The organism is Chitinophaga sp. 05T412, from assembly GCF_056396465.1.
On the sequence record NZ_JBFTLN010000001.1, the window covers coordinates 877,976 to 896,581 of the forward strand.

The window sequence follows — 18,606 nt, forward strand, 5'->3', positions numbered from 1 at the left end:
ATCACCATTATAAAAGATGTATCGAAAACAGGAATCGGATTCAATATTTTCCCTGATTCTGAGTGGGATGGTAACGTTAAATTTGTACAACCTATTACGGAGAAATTAAAATCTCTATATCCTGATTTATTAACGGAATAGCAGTCCTCCTATTTTGCAATAGTTGACGATCATTAACTACCAACTAGTTCTGAAACGGTAACGCTAAGTGCTTGAGCCAATGATTTAATAATAATCAATCCCGGCTCTGACTTTCCGTTTTCAAGTCGAGAAATGTAATTAGGGTATGTATCAATTTGGACAGCAAGATCCATTTGCGTTAAGTTCTTCGCTTCACGCAGTTTTTGTAATCTCTCACCAAAATCTAATAATATTTTGTCTTTTGCTTTCATCCTTAAAAGCAAACATATATTTATTATACACAATAACATATGCACAATACAGCAACCACTATAATATATACACTATAGTATATTTTTGATTATTAAATTCACTATATTAGCTCTCAGAATAATAAAGTTTATGCAAATATTGTAGTTTAGCGATCTTCATAAATATAATTTTCGCATCGCAAAAAAGTCTTGGACCTGACGAAACCCGCAAAATTTCACACAGACCACAAGACAACTGCGAAGCTCGTACGATATAGCGTATGGGCTCGCGTTGTTGGTCTATGGTCCTTTGCGGGTACCTGTCAGGCTACAATGTGAGTACCGCGCTTTTTTTATGCTCTCAAACACGGTTCCTACATTCCCAAGTCTAATAAACTAACAGGATACCTGGCTACATGCTTGCATGAAAGCCCTCCTCTTTATGTGCATAGCTAATCGGAAAAACAACCCAGTCATCCAAAAAATCATATATGGCAAATCAATTTCCCAAAAAACTAGCATTACCAAACATGAATATTCTGCAGGAAATGCACAGCATTACTGTAGGCTTCCCAACTGAACTACGCATAAGGATTTGTAAAGAATGTAATTGGAGTGTACCAACCTTCTACCGTAAAATGCGCTATCATGAAAAAACAGAATCCGGTAATAGCCCAAATCTGAAGGGAGCTATTAGCAACGCAGAAAAAGAAAAAATCATCCAAATCTTTGACGAATTATACCCCGGCATTGGATTACACATGAATAAATTCCGGTCATCGGGGAAAAAATAAAAATGCTGCAATGAATGAGCAGGAACAACTCTCTCACGCCTATAGTGATTTAAAAGATAAACATATCTTACTGAGACGAAAATATAGCGCACAGCAGAAAGAGATTAAAAGTCTCCAGAACACACTTCTCTTGTTGCGAGATAAATTACATAATACCAACCAACAAGTTGATCGGTTATTATGGGAAAAATGGCTATTTAAGCCTAAAAATAATGATGATCTAAGTTTTTAAACTATTTACAGCCCCGACTATTCTAGTCGGGGCTTACTTTATCAGAGTTTTCGGAGTCCATAAAAAAGGAATCTACATGTTAAGAATTGTTAAGGTTTGCTAAGGTTTAAATGTAGCATGTGTAGGAAATGTAGCACCAAACAATAAGTTTTTTAAATTACACACAAGTCAATAAAACAATTCTGGTGTACCCCTATGTGTACCCCAATATTTATAACAAAATAAAAATCAATTGATTATGATTCAAAAAACTAGCCCCAGGGGGGTCACAAAACAGTAAAGGGTTTCAGCAGATTTACGCTGAAACCCTTTTTTTATTTGCATACAATTTGCAAAGGGCGTCAAAAGTTGATTTAGAATTTTGGACGTTAGTGCCTGGTCAATACCTTTATTATTTAGCTGTTTACCGGCAACCCTAAAATCCTTTTGTCTATATCTGACATATTTACTTTTATAAGTTTGACTTTGATCATATGACTGGAAGTATTTTAGCTTCAACTCTTCAGCGGTCACAAATTTCCTTTCCCGGCCATGAATATCCTTGTTGGCGTAGTATTGATTACCTTTGGATACACTCATAGATTTAATTTAAAAGTTAATTGTTGTCTACCGCATTTCGCTGAATGATCTTAATGTTTTTCCATAATTTTACTGCCTTAATTATTGAACACATCATTCCCTATGCAAGACAATTATTCTGTAAATCAGGACCTTAGTTTGAATGAGTATTTCAGATTTACGCTATACCTGCTCCCCCGAACAAAAATCATTAAACGACTTTTTATCTTTTTGACAATCCTGGGCTTACTGAGTGGTCTGATGGGCTTATTGGCTCCTGGTGAGAATGAAAAACCAGATTTCATAGCTTTTCTGCCTTCTTTGATGGCCCCGGTCTTCCTATCCGCATTTTTCTTCGTGTTCTCTTTTCTGGCTTGTGTCTTTATTGTCAAGTTTAAGCCTCATATAATTCAAGGAAACACTTTTCAATTTACACATTGGGGAATGGAAAGAACTAGTAGCGGCCAGGTGGCTGCTATACCCTGGCGTGATATCCAGACTTTAAAGGAAACAAGATCATTTTTTGTTTTTTATGTAACAGAAAATAAAATCCAGAACATTCATGTCATCCAAAAAAGAATGTTTACTTCAAGTGGTGACGCTGAGAGATTCAGAGAATTTGTAGAGGGTAATCTTATACTAGAATCAAAATAGAAGGCGACCATGTATTTGGAATGGAACACGGCCGAAGGAAGCCAGGTAATCAACCAAGTCAAGCTGCCTGGCACTTTACATGATGGCTTTAACACACTACACAATTTTCAGGTTCACAAATGATCATATACAGAAAAGATCGCAGGCAGGCTATTTATTAAACAACCATGCTTGCAAGCCTCTTTAAATCTTCCATAAAAAATTTCGGAAAACGTACCGAAGGGGCCACTTTAAAGGACATTTCGGTAATAAATAAATGGAATTTCATTCGAATTTATTGGGCTTACAAACAACGCAATGTATTAAAACATTGCTTTGATATATGGTCAAGAGCGCCCCTCGTTCTAAATCTTCCTGACACATATATCATGTCAATCATAAAAGGTCTCCATCTCTGTTGGGGGATTTTATGATACATTCAAAATGAATTCATCATAAAACGAAATTGCTTTTTAATGATCCACCGTTTTTTTCGCTGACTTCTTTTGTGAATCATTTTCTAAAGAAAAATTCAGCACTAAAGGCTCTTCAATATTTTTGAACGTATCGTCAGTCCAGAGGCCTCGTTCTTTCCTCTTTCTCTTTACTTCTTCACTAAATAGAAAATTATAGCCTCCTCTGTAATTACTTAAAAGCGCTGCGTCCTCTTTAATATTCTCAAATCTTGATATAATGGAATCAATCGGGCCTAACTCTACTCCCACCCATTTTCGTTGTTTAATTTCGGCAACAACGTAGGTTGTACCTGATCCTCCAAAAGGATCAAAAATAACATCACCTGGCTCTGAAGCCAATTCTATAATTCTATCGAGCAGTTTAACAGAAAGCTCATTAGCTTCCTCTCTTCTTTTATGCTTTGCATGCCTTACAGGAGGAATATCATCCCAGATATCACTAATATTAATCCCCTTGGGATTCATCTTATTTTTGTATCCTCCGTAATCCTTCATCTCTTTAAAGCAATTCTTACAAATCAACATTGGTAGCCTATCAGGATGAAAACTTTTAGCCTTTTCTCCCTTAGTATAATACAGCAATGAATAATGTGATGGATATAATTTGCCTTGTATAGGCAATGTATACTTGATATCTGTAGCAATCCAATGTCTAAATGTTAATCGCTTGTTTAAATAGGAAGAAAGGTAACTATTCCACTTAGGAAGGTTCCATAAAAACAAAGCTCCTCCTGGCTTCAAAACCCTAACACATTCTTCTAACCATGCCTCACACCAATTTAAATAATCTGTTGGAGACAAATCATCGCTAATCTCTGAGAGATAAAATTTATTAAGATTAAATGGAGGGTCCGCAAAAATTAAATCAAAGCTTTCGTCCGCAGTCGCTTGTAATAAAGACAAGCAATCACCCTTGAATAAGGTACCAAGAGTTGAACGAAAGACTTCCTCATGGCCAGAAGCCGAAGAAATCACTTTTTCTTCATGACTTATCCCTTTGGCGATTTCCTTATAATTTTTGGAAAGATATTCCAATACGTGCTGATCAACAATTCCCATGGCAAGCTGAAGCTCCAAAGGTGAAATTCCTGCAACCGTACTTATTCTCTGTAGTTCTGACTTACTTGGTAAAATATTATTACTATTATAAAAATCAAGAGTTGAAGAAGGAATTTTAACCTTCTTTGCAAATTCCGCTAACACGCCCTTCCGAGAGGAGTCGACTCCAAGAGCTGAAAAAAATCTTCCTGAACTCATCATATATAATCCCCAACATTTTTACTATCTGTCAAATGTAGCGTTTTTTTCACTGAAGACTATAGTCGTCAATGAAAAAGGTTAAAAAAGTAGAGTTTTACCATATGCCCGAACATTTAGAAAAATTTTTTGGTGTCATCCTCAAAGAACTTCGAACAGAAAAAGGCCTATCCCAAGAAAGTCTGGCTTATGACAGCGACCTGGATAGAACTTTCATTTCATTGATTGAGAGAGGGGAAAGGCAACCTACTATTTCTACGCTATTCAAATTGGCAAAATCACTTAATATAAGCCCCTCTGATATTATAAAAAAGCTGGAAGAGAGATATGAAAATAGTTGATATCGAATATTTTGCCAACATGGGAGACTTCGCCGAGTCACCAGAATTTGCTACCATTAAGGATGAATTATTTTCCGCTATACGAGCTGTCACCTGGAACGATGATAAACTATTTGTTATTCGCCCCTCCAAAAAACATGAAAACGGAGTTAATCCCATCAAAAATAACTTTATCTATCATCTGGAATCAAAAGGATGGTTAGCCGAAGAAAAATTGAGCTTAGTGCGTGGAATGAATCCAGGCCCTATTGACGCTATCAAACAGACATCACAAGGTCTTTTTGCAGTGGAATGGGAAACTGGTAATATCTCCTCCTCACACAGAGCACTAAATAAGATTGCGCTTGGCATTATCCAAAATCAACTGATCGGTGGAATCTTGATTATACCTGTTCGAAACTTAAGCCAACATCTGACCGATCGCATAGGCAACTATGAGGAAATCGCCCCTTATTTCCATTTGTATCGTGCCGTAAATATTGCGAATGGCCTTATTGGGGTGATCTCTGTCGATTATGATGACCTTTCCATGGATGCACCTCTTATTCCGAAAGGCAAGGATGGAAATGCTAAGAAAAAAAAGACTAAGGCAAAAAGGCGCTCGTTGAAATCTCAGGGTCGATAAATGCCAACAATTATGCTGAGAAGAGATCAACCATGTTAAGCTCACAGGCAGCTTAACATGGCAATTTTAAAACACATAGTAATTTCCAGGGTCCCCAATAATCATATATAGAAAAGATACACAGACAAACCGGTTACTAAACCGCCCCTAATGAGTATTTTACCGCATTCCTTTACGCTGAAATAATTATATAGTAACCATCCCAATCCCTTAATATAAACTGATTTTTAAGAGAATTTTCATTGTAATGAATTTCCTGCTCAATATTCGCTTTGAGTTTTTTCGCGTTTTCCCAAACCTTATCCAGATCGGCTACTCTAAAGAAAAGTATCACTCCGTTGCCTGGTTCTTTTTCAGGATGTAGCATGGTTGGATGCTGATGATCACCCCATTTGTGCAAACAAAGAACAACCTCGTTTTCACTGGTTAGTATTTCAAAAGTTTCTCCACCATGCCCACTTTTACAACCTAACAATTGCTGATAGAATCGCGAACTTTTAGAAATATTCTTTACTGCGATGATTGTTTCAAGCTTTACTGTCATAATGATGCTGTTCGATTACACCGCTATGATACAACTTCCTATATGATTTATTTATTGTAATTTTCATCAAATAGTTTCAATCAGGTAAGATACCAACATCATTTACACGCGTCATCACTTAATAGAGAAGTAACACGCCGGACATACCACGAAAGCAAATATTTATTACTATTGTCGCTTAGAAAGACAGTGAACCACGACCACTACCTTCATGCTGTTATTTTTATTAAATTCAGCCAGGCATTAAATGTTAAGTAAGAAAGCACATAGCGCCGAGGATACATTCCTTCTTGCACAACTGCGGGAAGGAATGAGGTCTGCTTTTGATACTTTATATGAAAAATACAAAGCAGATGTTTTTAACGAGGTTTATAAAAGGCTGGGGAGTGTGGATCAGGCAAAGGATGTGACCCAGGACGTTTTTATTGCTTTATGGACCAACGGGTCCCGGACCGAGATTCATAACTTGCCGGGATACTTTTACATCTCCATCAGGAATAACGTATTCCGTCTGATGGAAAAACAGCGCAGGTTTGTGCCAATACCAGATCTGTTATCCGAATTGAAGGGCAACAGCCAATCCGCGGATGCAGATGTATTATACAAGGAACTACAGACCAAATACCAGGCATTGGTAGATAAATTACCCGAACAACAACGGATTATCTATCGTTTACGCTACGACGACCAGCTTACACCAGAAGAAATAGCCATAAAATTAAATATCTCCCCCAAAACTGTCAGAAATCATTTAGGCCGTGCCCTGGCACATTTAAAAGCCACCTTTCTGCTGGTACAGGTCATTTTCTGGCTTACCGGAAAATAGTCAAACTTTTTTTTCATTGGACTGGGCAAAATCGGGATTGCTGTCTCCTGATATTAAACGCATATACCCTTGTCAATGAAAAAGGCGCCATTCAATAAGCTGTTGAAGAAATACAGAGCAGGAACGGCTACTCCGGAAGAAATGGAATTTCTTGCCGCTTACTATCATGCATTTGACCTGCGCCCTGATTATGCGGATGATTCCTCCCAGGAGCTATGGGCCGATATGAAAGCGAAGATTGACCAGCAGATAGATCAGTATCCATCTCCCAAAATCCTCCCAATACCAGCTACCCGCTTATGGGCTAAACTTGCGGTGGCAGCTTCTATTCTTTTAATTGTCGGCATCAGCGTTCTTTTAATCACTAAAAGGCAAAGTAGCAAACCGCTGGCGCAACACGTGGAGCAGGATATTCGGCCGGGCGGCAACAGAGCTATGCTGACACTGGCCAATGGTCAAACGATTCCCCTGAGCAACAGTAAATCGGGCATTATTATTCAGGCAAACGATCTTACCTACAGCGATGGTACAAAAGTGGCCGATGCCGCAGGCAGCAGTATTTACACGATCAGCACTCCAAGTGGCGGCCAATACCAGGTGCATTTGCCGGATGGCACCAACGTGTGGCTTAATGCAGCCTCCTCTCTTAAATACCCCGGCAGTTTCACGGCTTTAAAAGAACGACGCGTAGAACTAACAGGTGAAGCCTATTTCGAAGTAGCATCCAACAGCGCCTTGCCTTTCCGCGTGGAAACACCACAACAAAAAATTGAAGTGCTGGGTACCAATTTTAATGTTTCTGCCTACGCAGATGAGCCAGTGGCTAAAACTACCCTGCTGGCAGGCAGCGTTAAAGTATCCATCCCGAATACATCACTTTCTAACCAAATAAAACCAGGCCAGGAAGTGAGTCGTATTAACGACAAATTAGTAGTGGAAACTGTAAATACAGCAGATGCCATTGCCTGGAAAAACGGCCTGTTTATTTTCAACGACGAACCATTAGAAAGCATCATGCGAAAGGTAGCACGCTGGTATGATGTGGAAGTAATTTATGAAGGCGTAAACAAACAGGAACCTTATGGAGGAAGCTTTTCCCGGTTTGCTAATGTATCGGGTGTATTAAAGACACTTGAACTAACTGGCGGAATTCACTTTAAGATTGAAGGAAGAAAAATTATCGTCACCAAATAAAAACATATCATTTATCAGGATACTTTTTTCTATTAGAAAAAAAGAAACCGGAAGTGCTACCAACACTCCCGGCAGAATGTGATCCATCATTAGTCTCGTAAAACCTTTTTAGAACCAACAATCAAATCTATGAAATTTTTTACACTCCTGTCTTTTCCCCATGGGAAGAGTACCAGGCTATTGCGTAGCGTCCAAAGCGCTTTTATTGACCTGGAAAGCTCACTAAATAAACGAAAATTACTGATGCGGATCAACCTGATCATGATAGCAATGACGGTGTTTTTACTAAGGGTTTCGGCCACGGCCACCTATGCACAGGAACTCACGCTGCACCTGAAGAATGCACCGTTAAAAGAAGTATTTGCGGAAATCACCAAACAAACCGGTTTCACGGTTTTTTATAAGTCGCAAGACATCAGAAAATCGCGACCTGTTACCATTCAGTTGGTGGGCACTCCGCTCAAAGAAGCGCTGGCACAGTTGTTAGGGCCACAAAACCTGGATTATGCGATCAACGAAAAAGCCATTGTTATTCGTGAAAAAGACGGAGATAAAACGGAAGCAGGAAACCCGGAAATGGTAACGCGGCTGCAAAACATTACCGTTACCGGAAAGGTGACGGATAGCCAGGGACAGCCTGCCATAGGCGCCTCCGTGAGGATAAAGGGTACCAACATTGCCACCATCACCAACAGTAGCGGAGAATTTATTTTAAAGAATGTGGAAGAAGACGCCATCATACAGGTATCCTATATTGGTTTTGTAGCGAATGAAACGAAGCTGGATCACCGGACGAATGTCATCATCGTTTTAAAAGAAAACCGGAGCGGCCTGAATGAAGTATTGGTAGTAGGTTATGGCACGCAGAAAAAAGTAAATCTCACCGGCGCGGTGGATAATGTAGGCAGTGAATACTTCGACGACCGCCCCTTGCCCAATGTCACAAGAGGATTGCAAGGCGTTATTCCTAACCTGAATATTAAAATGACTGATGGCAAGCCTACCCGCAGTTCTTCGTACAATATCAGGGGAATTACCACCATCAACTCTACTGGGGCAGACGCATTGATTGTGATTGATGGCGTACCAGCCAATGATAACAGTCTCGTGAACAATATTAACCCCAATGATATTGCCAGCGTCACCGTATTGAAGGATGCTGCCTCCGCCGCCATCTATGGCGCCAGAGGCGCATTTGGCGTAGTGCTGATTACCACTAAGAATCCCCAGAAAGGTAAGGTGCAACTTAATTACAGCGCTAACTACTCCCGGAATAAGCAAACTGTCAGGCCTCATTTTGTAACAGACAGTTACACCTGGGCCAAAACATTCAACGAAGCCTTTGCCGGATGGAATGATTACAATGTATATCCCACTGATATCAACGGCGTATATCCGTTTTCGCAAAGCTACCTGGAGGAAATAAAACGACGCTCCGAAGATCCATCTCTACCTAAAGTAGACGTAAATGCCGCCGGGAATTATGTGTATTACAACAGTAACACCGATTGGATAAACGAGTTGTATAGAGAGAGTAATCCTTCTATGGAACATGCGCTAAGCATCACCGGTGGCAGCGACAAAGTAAACTTTTCTCTTTCCGGACGCTTCTATAGCCAGGATGGAATATATCGTTACAGTCCTGATAAATACAACCGCTATAATCTGCGTTTTAAAGGCGATATCAAAATTAATAATTGGCTGTCGGCCAATACCATCACGGATTTTTCGAGTTACAGCTATAAGTACCCACTTACTTCTTTTGGTGGCAAGAATGCTATTCTGCGATTACTGGCGGTCAGCGCATTTCCGATAGCGCCGGTGTTTAATCCGGATGGTACATTAACAAGAGTGGGAGCCACCGGTGTAGGTGATTTTTATTATGGGAAAAGTTTTTCGCTCGAACAACAAACCTTTCTCAGAAATACAATTGGTCTGAATGCGAGTGTTATCAAGGACAAACTGAACATCAAAGCAGATTTCTCTTACCTGTATACTAACACGAAAAATAATTATAAATACATACCGGTTCCATATAGTAATGCGCCAGGTGTTATCATTACCTCCGGTATTAATGATCTCACTAACAATACCGCTAACAGAAATTATTATGTAGGAAATATATATGCTGATTTTACACAGCATTTCGGTGATCACCACATCAAGCTGTTAGGTGGATGGAACGTGGAATATGATAAACTCACCAATGTAAATATATCAAGAGATGGCTTGTTGCTGGATAACCTCTCTGATTTCAATCTCGCTACCGGCACTAATATCCGGTTATCAGGGGGAGGACAGGCATCTGCGTTGTCAGGTGTTTTCTTCCGGGGAAATTATGATTATAAAGGTAAATATCTGTTAGAAGTAGATGGGCGTTACGATGGCTCATCAAAATTTCCGACCAACAAACAATTTGGTTTCTTTCCTTCCATGTCTGCCGGCTGGAGAATTTCGGAAGAGCGCTTTATGGGAGCCACCAAAAACTGGCTGGACAACCTGAAGTTCCGCGGTTCTTATGGTTCGCTGGGAAATGGAAATATAGCGCCTTATACTTTTTTACAAACTATCTCCGCGTCGAGAGGCACGGTGCTGGTAAATGGCGCTTATCCCAGTTATATTCAGCAACCAGGTGTAGTGTCACAGAATTTAACCTGGGAAACTGCTACCACGCTTGATTTTGGAATGGATGCCGATTTATTGAAACAGCGTTTGTCTATGTCGTTCGATTGGTATAATCGCAAAACCACCGGCATGATTCTTCCTGGAACGCCATTGCCTGCTGTGTTTGGAGCTGCTGTTCCGAAAGAGAACAATGGAGATTTGTCGACCAAGGGCTGGGAACTTTCCCTGGCATGGAGAGGACAAATCAACATGAGCAAGCCATTGAAATACAGCGTGAGGGTAACGTTATCTGATAATGAAACTTACATCACTAAGTTCTATAATCCTACCGGCACACTATCCTCCAGCTTTAAGGGACAGCGATGGGGTGATATTTATGGATTCGTTACCGAAGGACTTTTTCAATCAGAAGATGAGATCACCAAGCATGCGGACCAATCTTACATCAAAGTATCCATATTGAATAAGTGGTTACCGGGAGATGTGAAATTCAAGGATATTAACGGAGATGGGAAAATTGACAGGGGGCTTAATACCCTCGCTGATCCTGGCGATGTGACGGTAATCGGTAATTCCCTACCCCGTTATGCATATGGTTTCACAGGTGATGTGGAATGGAATAATTTTTCCCTCAGCGTTTTTGTTCAAGGCATAGGAAAGAGAGACTGGTGGCCTTCCGTGGAGTCGGGCTATTTCTGGGGGCCTTATAACCGTCCTTATACATTCCTGCCCAAAGCGATCGATGAGAACCGCTGGACGCCGGACAATCCCAATGGCTATTACCCAAGATTGAGAACTTATATATCGATAGGCAGTACACCGGAGCTGGCGGTACAACAAAGCCGGTACCTGCAGAATGCCAGTTATATCCGTTTGAAAGATCTTACGCTTGGCTACACACTGCCGGTAAAACTGGTGAAAAGAGCAGGGTTAACTAATGCCAGGATTTTCTTTACCGGGCAAAACCTCTGGACATGGTCGCCGATGTATCGTATCACCAAAGATTTTGATCCGGAAGTAATAGAAGGATCAGATCCTGAAGTGGCCACGGGACAAGGAGATGGCTTCTCCTATCCTATGCTGAAAACCTATACCGTAGGCGTCAATTTAACTTTTTAACAATGATCATGAAAAAGATATTCATCTATACATTAGTGGTGCTTACGTTAGGTGCCTGTAAAAAGATCCTTGATCAGGCGCCGCTTGACAAGCTTACACCCGACCAGGCATTTTCTACAGAAAAAAATCTGGAATTGTATTGCAATTCTTTTCTACAGAATATGTTGCCGTCGAACGACAAGTTGTTTAAGGGCGATCAGCTGTCCGATATCTGTGTACCTGCCGGTGTGCCGCAATACCTGACGCCGCAGTTTACGGTGCAGCAGGCCAGTGGCTGGAGTTGGGGTAACCTGAGAAATGTAAATTACTTTATACAGCACAACGTCAACCCGGCTATTGCACCACAAATACGGGCGAACTATATGGGAATCGCACGTTTTTTCCGCGCCTGGTTTTATTTTGATATGGTGAAGCGATTTGGAGATGTACCCTGGTATGGAAAAGCCATGGATACACAAGATCCCGATCTTTATAAGCCAAGAGACCCGAGAACACTGGTGATGGATTCTGTATTGGCCGATATTAATTATGCTGTTGACAATATCAACGATACAAAGGATGCTTCCAGCAGCAAGGTTACAAAATGGGTGGCGCTGGCATTAAAATCGAGAATCTGTTTGTTTGAAGGTACTTTCAGAAAGCATCATACGGAACTCCCGCTGGTGGCTTCTGCCGAAACCTGGCTCAATGCTGCCGCTAGCGCTGCCGACGTGTTGATAAAGAGTGGGAAGTATAGTTTGAATACCGGAGGGACTACCCCTTACCGGGCATTGTTCATCAGCGAAAATCCGTTGAGCAGTGAAGTATTGTTTGCCGCAGTATATAACAATAACCTGAGTAAGTGGCATGATGCCAATTACTGGTTCACCAGTGCTACCTATGGCAACAAGTTAAGTTTAGATAAACGCTTTGTGAATACTTACCTGAATGCAGATGGCAGTCGCTTTACGGATCAGGCTAACCACAATACCGTTGAATTTCAATCTGAAGTGAAGAACAGAGACAAGCGCTTGTCGCAAACCATACGGATGGCGCCTTACAAAAGAAGCGATGGTTCTGCAGCGGCGCCTGATTTTGCGTTTACCAGTACCGGGTATAGTATTCTGAAGTTCACGCTGGATGATAAAGCATTGGATAACCGGTCGCCAGTGGCCAACTATAATTCTATTCCCATTATCCGTTATGCAGAAGTACTGCTGAATTACGCGGAAGCAAAGGCTGAATTAGGTAGCTTGAGTGCGGCCGATTGGACCACCACCATCGGTGCATTAAGAACAAGAGCAGGTATTACCGACAATAGCATGCCCACGGCCGTTGATCCTTATATGCAGACTAATTTCTATCCCGATGTAAGCAGTGCAGTACTGATGGAAGTAAGGAGAGAAAGAGGTATTGAACTGGCGGTAGAAGGCTTCCGCTACGACGATCTGCTGCGCTGGAAAGCGTGTGCATTGCTGGAGAAATCTTATACCGGATTATATGTGCCGGCAAAAGGACAAGTACTGGATCTGAATGAAGATGGGCAGGGAGATGTAGCCTTTGTAGATGCTGCTCCGGCAGTGAAAGTACCCGGCGTGTATTACTATTTGCTGAATGGTGGCTCTGCCAGGCTTTCTGATGGCAACAGTGGTATCTTGATCTGGATGGGAAATATCGCGAAGCAATTCCCTGACAAGAAATATTATCAGCCCATTCCACTTGGAGAAATTGTATTGAATCCTAATCTGAAACAAACACCCGATTGGAAATAATCTCACCCCTTTAAAACAGCATCATGAAACGCAAAGTATCTTTTAGCATGACAGCCATATGGCTTGTCGGTATACTGTTATTTGTTTTAGCATGCGCAAAGGTAAAAACAGCGCAGCTGGCATCGTTGAATGGTAAGCAAGCACTGGAAGTGCAGTCGCCTTCCGGAGCATTTACCTCCATTAAAGATAGCTGGGTAGCCACGTTGGATGTGACAAATGATAAAATCAATGTGTATGATATTTACGAGCCATATTGGGTTGACTCTGCCCGGAAGATGAGTTGGAGCCCTACGGTAGCCAAATCTTATAGTACAGCGGAAGTAGCTGCCTGGGGCGATCCACGGGATGTAAGACTCCGTCAGAGTCCCTGGGGAGGGGTCTGGGCGGCTGTAGGAGGCAACCTGGCCACCATCACTATCCAGAGCACCGGCCACCGGCAATGGGCGTTAGATCTTGGCGCAGGCGCTATCCCTCATGGTGTAGAGCTGTTGCCCAATGGTAATATTGTAGTCGCTGCAAAAGGAGGTAACTGGGTAAGAGTATATAACTCTTCTCAGGGAGCTAACAGCACTGGCTTTGTGCAATTCGATATTACTGCACCTACAGCGGTATTATGGGACCCAGTGAATAATGTGATCCGGGTCACCGGCAGCATCAATGGCACGTCGGTACTGGCGGCCCTGACAGTGGGAGGAACTGCCGCAGCTCCAACACTCACAGAAGATGTTTCTCTGCGTAGCACCTTACCCACTGCTGGCGGTCAGGATGTAACCGACTTTGCGGGAGATAGCAATAAATTATGGGTATGTACAGATACAGGCGTTTACACTTACAACAAAACAACAAAAGCGTTTACACCCATTGGAAATTATGCCTTCCGGAGTGGCGTAAAGTCCTGCGTAAACCAGATCTCCGGCAGGTTAATACAAGCCGATCCACTTCGTAGCGCGCATATAGATTTTTGCGCCAGCAACGGCGTGTGGCACCAATGGCAAAACCTGGTGGGCACTTCTAATTACCGGGTAAGGATCTGGAATTATGATTACACGATTGCTCCACAAAGTCCTGAAATTAAAGTCATGACTTATAACATACAACTCGGGGGAACTGGCTTGCAAAATATCGCCAATGTGATCAAAGCACAGAATCCTGACCTGGTTTGCTTACAGGAAGTAGATTCTTTTACCACGCGTTCAGGTGCTATTAATCAGGCGCTGAAATTGGGTGACTTAACCGGTATGTATTATTATTTTTCCCGGGCCATGCCTTTTCAGGGAGGGACCTATGGTGATGCTATTCTTTCTAAATGGCCTATTTATCAGATCACTCGTTATAGTCTTCCGGCGGGAACCGGCGAGCCAAGGCAGATGGCCGTTATCCGGACAGAAAAGAATGGTGTGATGTTTAATTTTGCAGGTACCCATCTGGATCATTTGGGCCCTGCTGCAGGCAATAGCCTGTTACAGGCTACGGCCATTAATAATATTCTGCCTGGTATTAGCTATCCTTTTATCCTGGGTGGTGATTTTAATGAAATACCTACTTCAGTTACTATTGCCAAACTGAAGGAGAAGTTTACATTAGGTTGCATTGGTAGTTGCCCGCTGACATGGCCTGCCGCTGCACCTACCAGAAGCATTGATTATTTTATGTACAAACCTGGAGATTTCAGTGTATTGAGCTATAACGCTATCAATACACCTGAATCGGATCATTTACCGGTAGTGGCAACGGTGATGTTGCAGTAAGTCATTTTTTTAAGCTTTAAACACCCAACCTTGGTAAAACCAGGGTTGGGTGTTTTCTTTTACGGGTGGTTTGGTTTAGCAGCAAACCCGATATTATACAATAAATTAATAATATCTGTTAACATTGAATAAACACTTCTTCCGAAAGAATTCTGTAACTTGACTGTAGTAGCCCTAACAACTGTTAATAACCACTAATACTAACCGGTATGAATATAGCCCTCATTGTAAAAAACATAGTATTGGCCGGAACCGAAGGCTGTGAGCGGGAGGAAAATAAAAAGGTCATAAAAATTATCAACGCTTTATCGTTCGTCACAGCGCTAGCTGCGTCTTTGATTGGTACACTAATATATTTTTATACCCGTAGTTTGGAAATTGAAATACCGGCGATGTGCGAAGCTGCACTTTTTTCCTCCGTTATTTTGTGGAATAAGTACAAGCGCTATAATACGGCAAACCTTTTCTTCATTTTGACGCATACCGTGTCTGCGTTATACTTTGGTATTATTTTAGGACAGTTAATCAACATTACACTGGTCGCCGTTTTTATTTTTGGTCTGTCTTTTCTAATACTGAGATCAAAAAAGTTGTTGGCAATTGCGATAGCCGCAATCGGCCTGACCTTAATACTACTGGAAGTGAATTTCTATTATCAAATATTTCAACCTTTACAGCTATCCCGTCAGAACCAATTCATTTTGAGATGGCTTGCATTATTTGTATTACTTGGCTTTGATGTTTTTGGTGTATTGCTGACTATATATTATATGAAAGAAAACCGCTCACTCTATCTTTCTGTAAAAGAATATTCAGAAAAACTGGAAGCTACGGTGAAGGATTTAGAATTTGCCAACCTTTCAAAACGTGTTTATTTGAGAGAAACCAGCCATGAAATACGTACTCCACTAAACGCAGTTTTCGGAATCTCCCAGTTATTAGAAATGATAATTAAAAGAGCTGCTGATAAAGACGAAAAAATCAGTTCGACGGATTTTAAAGAAATGACCGATTTGGTCATCAGTTTAAATGCCGCCAGCTACCACGCACGTAATGTTGTAAATAATGTATTGGAGTTATCAACTATCGAAGCAGGAAAATTAAATGAGATAAATAAAGTGGTTTTTCATTTAAAGCCCTGGATTGAAAGCGTAGTACAAATTCATGGATATATTGCACAGTCCAAAGAGGTCAAATTAATACTAAATATCGATGAATCCGCGAAACGGGCGGCATTGATTAGTGATAAAGTTAAATTGACTCAAATCATCTCTAATCTTCTTTCCAATGCAATTAAATTTTCACCAGAAAAAGCAGCAGTAAACTTACAGGTGTTTACTGGCGGAACAAGTTTATATATTAAAGTAAGTAATAGCGGAGAAGGCATAAGTGAGGAGAAGCAAATGGCTATATTTGAACCATTTGTAACTGGGAAAAATGGGTTCACAGAGGGGACAGGTTTAGGGCTATACATTACTAAATTTCTTATAGAACTATTGAGCGGAACTATCACCTTAAAAACAGCACAAGGAAAGGGAACAACATTTGAGATTTGTTTCCCAAATGTGTTTGCTGAACCTTCGACAATTCAACATTCAGATACATCTAATACCCAATTATGTAATCTAAACGATAAAAAGATACTAATGATCGATGATGATAAAATGGCCCGCACTCTTATTAGCAGATACCTGACAAATGCGGGTAGTCACTTTATCCAGGCGGAAAATGGAATTGAGGGAATAGAAAGAGCCCGTGAAGAAAAGCCCGATATAATTATTCTGGATTCACATATGCCGGGTATGTCAGGGAAAGAAACGTTGCTTCATATTCGACATGACCAGTCTTTACAAAATATTCCGGTGATACTCGCCTCCGGTGATGCTTATAAAGAATCAAGAGAAGAGCTGCTAAACGCCGGTGCTAATGATTTCCTGACAAAACCCATTAAATTCACGGAATTACATAAAGCCATAAGCCAATTTATATGTTAATGGATAATTTCCCTCCCTTCAGCTCAGTCGAGGGATGTCCCGCCGTTAGTGTGTCATAACGCTTGGTAAAGGTTAGCCGCCAATGCAAATGACCGTGTATCATCAATGATAAATTGTCGATATAAGCTATCACATTAGATGTATAATAACCAAAATCAGGAAGACTATCTTTCAATACACAAAAACGATTTAAATCCTGGTTGTGAAGATCAATTGCCATTCTATAGGCATCGTCCATTGTGCATTGTTTTTCGTTTTCAATCATCAGCACAATATTTAGCACATCCTTTCCCTTTTCCATGTGCGCAGAAAAATAGTCATTACTCCATGATAGTATTCGACATGTTAGTTTCTCAATTTCTTTTAAAAAGGGATGTTCTGCAATCCTATTTGGTAGAACAGTGCCCGTTATTAACTCGGCAATGTTTATAAGCGGATAAACATTCACGGACTTTTCCCTGATTTCAAAAAACTGATCCCACGTTGGGAAGATCAGATTTTTTCTAAAAGGAATTTCCTGTTGTATCCCGTCGAAATAAACTGCAAGGCTAGTATTGAACCTTGTCAACCAATCTTCAGAGCTAAGGCGCAATAGCTCTTTTCTCAATAAGGGAAGATGACCGTAGAGTGGTTCGTCAGCATTCACTTTGGCCCCCTGGAGATATGCAAGTGCCTTTTGACAAATGATTTTCAACTCCGATACTGTTGAAAATTCAAATGAATCATCAATTGTAAATGCCCACAGACAAAAACGGCAAATGGCCCTCAGCTGTGCTATATTAGCATTTGGGAACAAACATCCACCAGCATATCCCACACCGGTTATTAGATATTTTTTCTTTACTTTCTCAGGAAGAAAATAATAATCATCCTGTAGCCACTCACCTATTTTTTTTTTCCATTGCTGGTGCGTGAGGGTTGGTTGCATAAGGGAAAGGGTAACGCAAAGCGTTAGCATTGAAATTTTTCATTGTAAAGTGGTTTTAGATTTAAAAAAAATGAGTTGTGCATTATGGTACTTAGGACCTTGAAAAATAGCTAAAACGGACAACTTTTTATCTCGAGAAACAGAATTACATATTATTTTAACTTGTTATTTCTCCCGACTTGTGATATGTGATAATAAAACGTGAAGTTTGATACTTATCCAGTATATCTTAATATTAAGGGTTATCTGTGAAGTATTGCTGCAGTTGAGGGGGAGTAGATTGTTGGGCTTAAATTTATATGTGGCGATTCAATAAGGGTACAAACTAAAGAGAAATATTACAAAAAATCAAAGAGGCAATCTCCTATAACAATGTACTTGTAAAACAGGAAGACGATAAGTAGTATGGGATTTATTCATGCGCTATAATTCAAAGGAGCTTTTTTTAGGGACTATTTCACTAAGTGTGTAAACTTAAAAATCGGGGGATCAAATTAAAAGTTAGATTCTCACTCTTTTATCAAAAATAGTTAAAAACTGATTTAGGATCATGCCCCAGTTTCTAATGGGCATGGTCCATTTTTTTGATA

General features: G+C 40.7%; 16 protein-coding genes. 11 read left to right on the plus strand and 5 right to left on the minus strand.

The features are described from left to right. Positions 1-173: 173 nt before the first annotated feature. Positions 174-392, minus strand: coding sequence for a helix-turn-helix domain-containing protein (locus AC1DFM_RS03410; RefSeq protein WP_477075318.1), 219 nt, complete (start codon positions 390-392; stop codon positions 174-176). Between the two features lie 470 nt (positions 393-862). Between AC1DFM_RS03410 and AC1DFM_RS03415 the strand changes: the two genes are divergently transcribed. Next, on the plus strand, positions 863-1,165 hold the full coding sequence (locus tag AC1DFM_RS03415; RefSeq protein WP_477075319.1) for a hypothetical protein: 303 nt from the start codon (positions 863-865) through the stop codon (positions 1,163-1,165). Between the two features lie 10 nt (positions 1,166-1,175). Beyond that, positions 1,176-1,397 (plus strand): hypothetical protein, encoded by a 222-nt coding sequence (locus AC1DFM_RS03420; protein WP_477075320.1) that lies wholly within the window; start codon positions 1,176-1,178, stop codon positions 1,395-1,397. Positions 1,398-1,640: 243 nt separating this feature from the next. Here the strand turns inward: AC1DFM_RS03420 and AC1DFM_RS03425 are convergent, their stop codons facing one another. Further along, entirely contained in the window at positions 1,641-1,976 is a 336-nt protein-coding gene (locus tag AC1DFM_RS03425) for a hypothetical protein (protein WP_477075321.1), read from the minus strand. A 102-nt stretch (positions 1,977-2,078) separates the two neighbouring features. Here AC1DFM_RS03425 and AC1DFM_RS03430 point away from each other — a divergent pair, with 102 nt between their 5' ends. Further along, on the plus strand, positions 2,079-2,609 hold the full coding sequence (locus AC1DFM_RS03430; protein ID WP_477075322.1) for a YcxB family protein: 531 nt from the start codon (positions 2,079-2,081) through the stop codon (positions 2,607-2,609). A gap of 452 nt (positions 2,610-3,061) precedes the next feature. Here the strand turns inward: AC1DFM_RS03430 and AC1DFM_RS03435 are convergent, their stop codons facing one another. After that, positions 3,062-4,324: a DNA-methyltransferase gene (locus AC1DFM_RS03435; RefSeq protein WP_477075323.1), complete on the minus strand. Its 1,263-nt coding sequence runs from the start codon at positions 4,322-4,324 to the stop codon at positions 3,062-3,064. Between the two features lie 68 nt (positions 4,325-4,392). On the opposite strand from AC1DFM_RS03435, the gene AC1DFM_RS03440 reads away from it, so the two are divergent. Both AC1DFM_RS03440 and AC1DFM_RS03445 read left to right on the plus strand, forming a co-directional pair. Then, positions 4,393-4,662 (plus strand): helix-turn-helix domain-containing protein, encoded by a 270-nt coding sequence (locus AC1DFM_RS03440; RefSeq protein ID WP_477075324.1) that lies wholly within the window; start codon positions 4,393-4,395, stop codon positions 4,660-4,662. Next, positions 4,649-5,287, plus strand: coding sequence for a PDDEXK family nuclease (locus AC1DFM_RS03445; RefSeq protein ID WP_477075325.1), 639 nt, complete (start codon positions 4,649-4,651; stop codon positions 5,285-5,287). The genes AC1DFM_RS03440 and AC1DFM_RS03445 overlap by 14 nt, the downstream gene beginning before the upstream one ends. Positions 5,288-5,459: 172 nt before the next feature. On the opposite strand, the gene AC1DFM_RS03450 is transcribed toward AC1DFM_RS03445, so the two are convergent. Next, positions 5,460-5,831 (minus strand): VOC family protein, encoded by a 372-nt coding sequence (locus AC1DFM_RS03450; RefSeq protein ID WP_477075326.1) that lies wholly within the window; start codon positions 5,829-5,831, stop codon positions 5,460-5,462. 247 nt (positions 5,832-6,078) lie between these two features. On the opposite strand from AC1DFM_RS03450, the gene AC1DFM_RS03455 reads away from it, so the two are divergent. From AC1DFM_RS03455 to AC1DFM_RS03480, 6 genes are all read left to right on the plus strand, one after another. After that, entirely contained in the window at positions 6,079-6,657 is a 579-nt protein-coding gene (locus tag AC1DFM_RS03455) for an RNA polymerase sigma factor (RefSeq protein WP_477075327.1), read from the plus strand. 75 nt (positions 6,658-6,732) lie between these two features. Next, on the plus strand, positions 6,733-7,851 hold the full coding sequence (locus AC1DFM_RS03460; protein ID WP_477075328.1) for a FecR family protein: 1,119 nt from the start codon (positions 6,733-6,735) through the stop codon (positions 7,849-7,851). A 129-nt stretch (positions 7,852-7,980) separates the two neighbouring features. Further along, positions 7,981-11,595 carry a TonB-dependent receptor gene (locus tag AC1DFM_RS03465; RefSeq protein WP_477075329.1) on the plus strand — a complete coding sequence of 1,205 codons (3,615 nt, stop codon included), beginning with the start codon at positions 7,981-7,983 and terminating at the stop codon, positions 11,593-11,595. A gap of 8 nt (positions 11,596-11,603) precedes the next feature. Further along, complete coding sequence (locus tag AC1DFM_RS03470; RefSeq protein WP_477075330.1) at positions 11,604-13,346, plus strand: RagB/SusD family nutrient uptake outer membrane protein; 1,743 nt, start codon at positions 11,604-11,606, stop codon at positions 13,344-13,346. Between the two features lie 23 nt (positions 13,347-13,369). Next, the gene (locus AC1DFM_RS03475) at positions 13,370-15,094 is read left to right on the plus strand and encodes a DUF6528 family protein (RefSeq protein ID WP_477075331.1); all 1,725 of its coding nucleotides are present in this window, start codon (positions 13,370-13,372) and stop codon (positions 15,092-15,094) included. 209 nt (positions 15,095-15,303) lie between these two features. Beyond that, entirely contained in the window at positions 15,304-17,088 is a 1,785-nt protein-coding gene (locus AC1DFM_RS03480) for an ATP-binding response regulator (RefSeq protein WP_477075332.1), read from the plus strand. Here the strand turns inward: AC1DFM_RS03480 and AC1DFM_RS03485 are convergent. Beyond that, a complete protein-coding gene (locus tag AC1DFM_RS03485) occupies positions 17,078-18,016 on the minus strand; it encodes a terpene synthase family protein (RefSeq protein ID WP_477075333.1) in 939 nt (312 codons plus the stop codon). The genes AC1DFM_RS03480 and AC1DFM_RS03485 overlap by 11 nt on opposite strands. Positions 18,017-18,606: the final 590 nt, after the last annotated feature.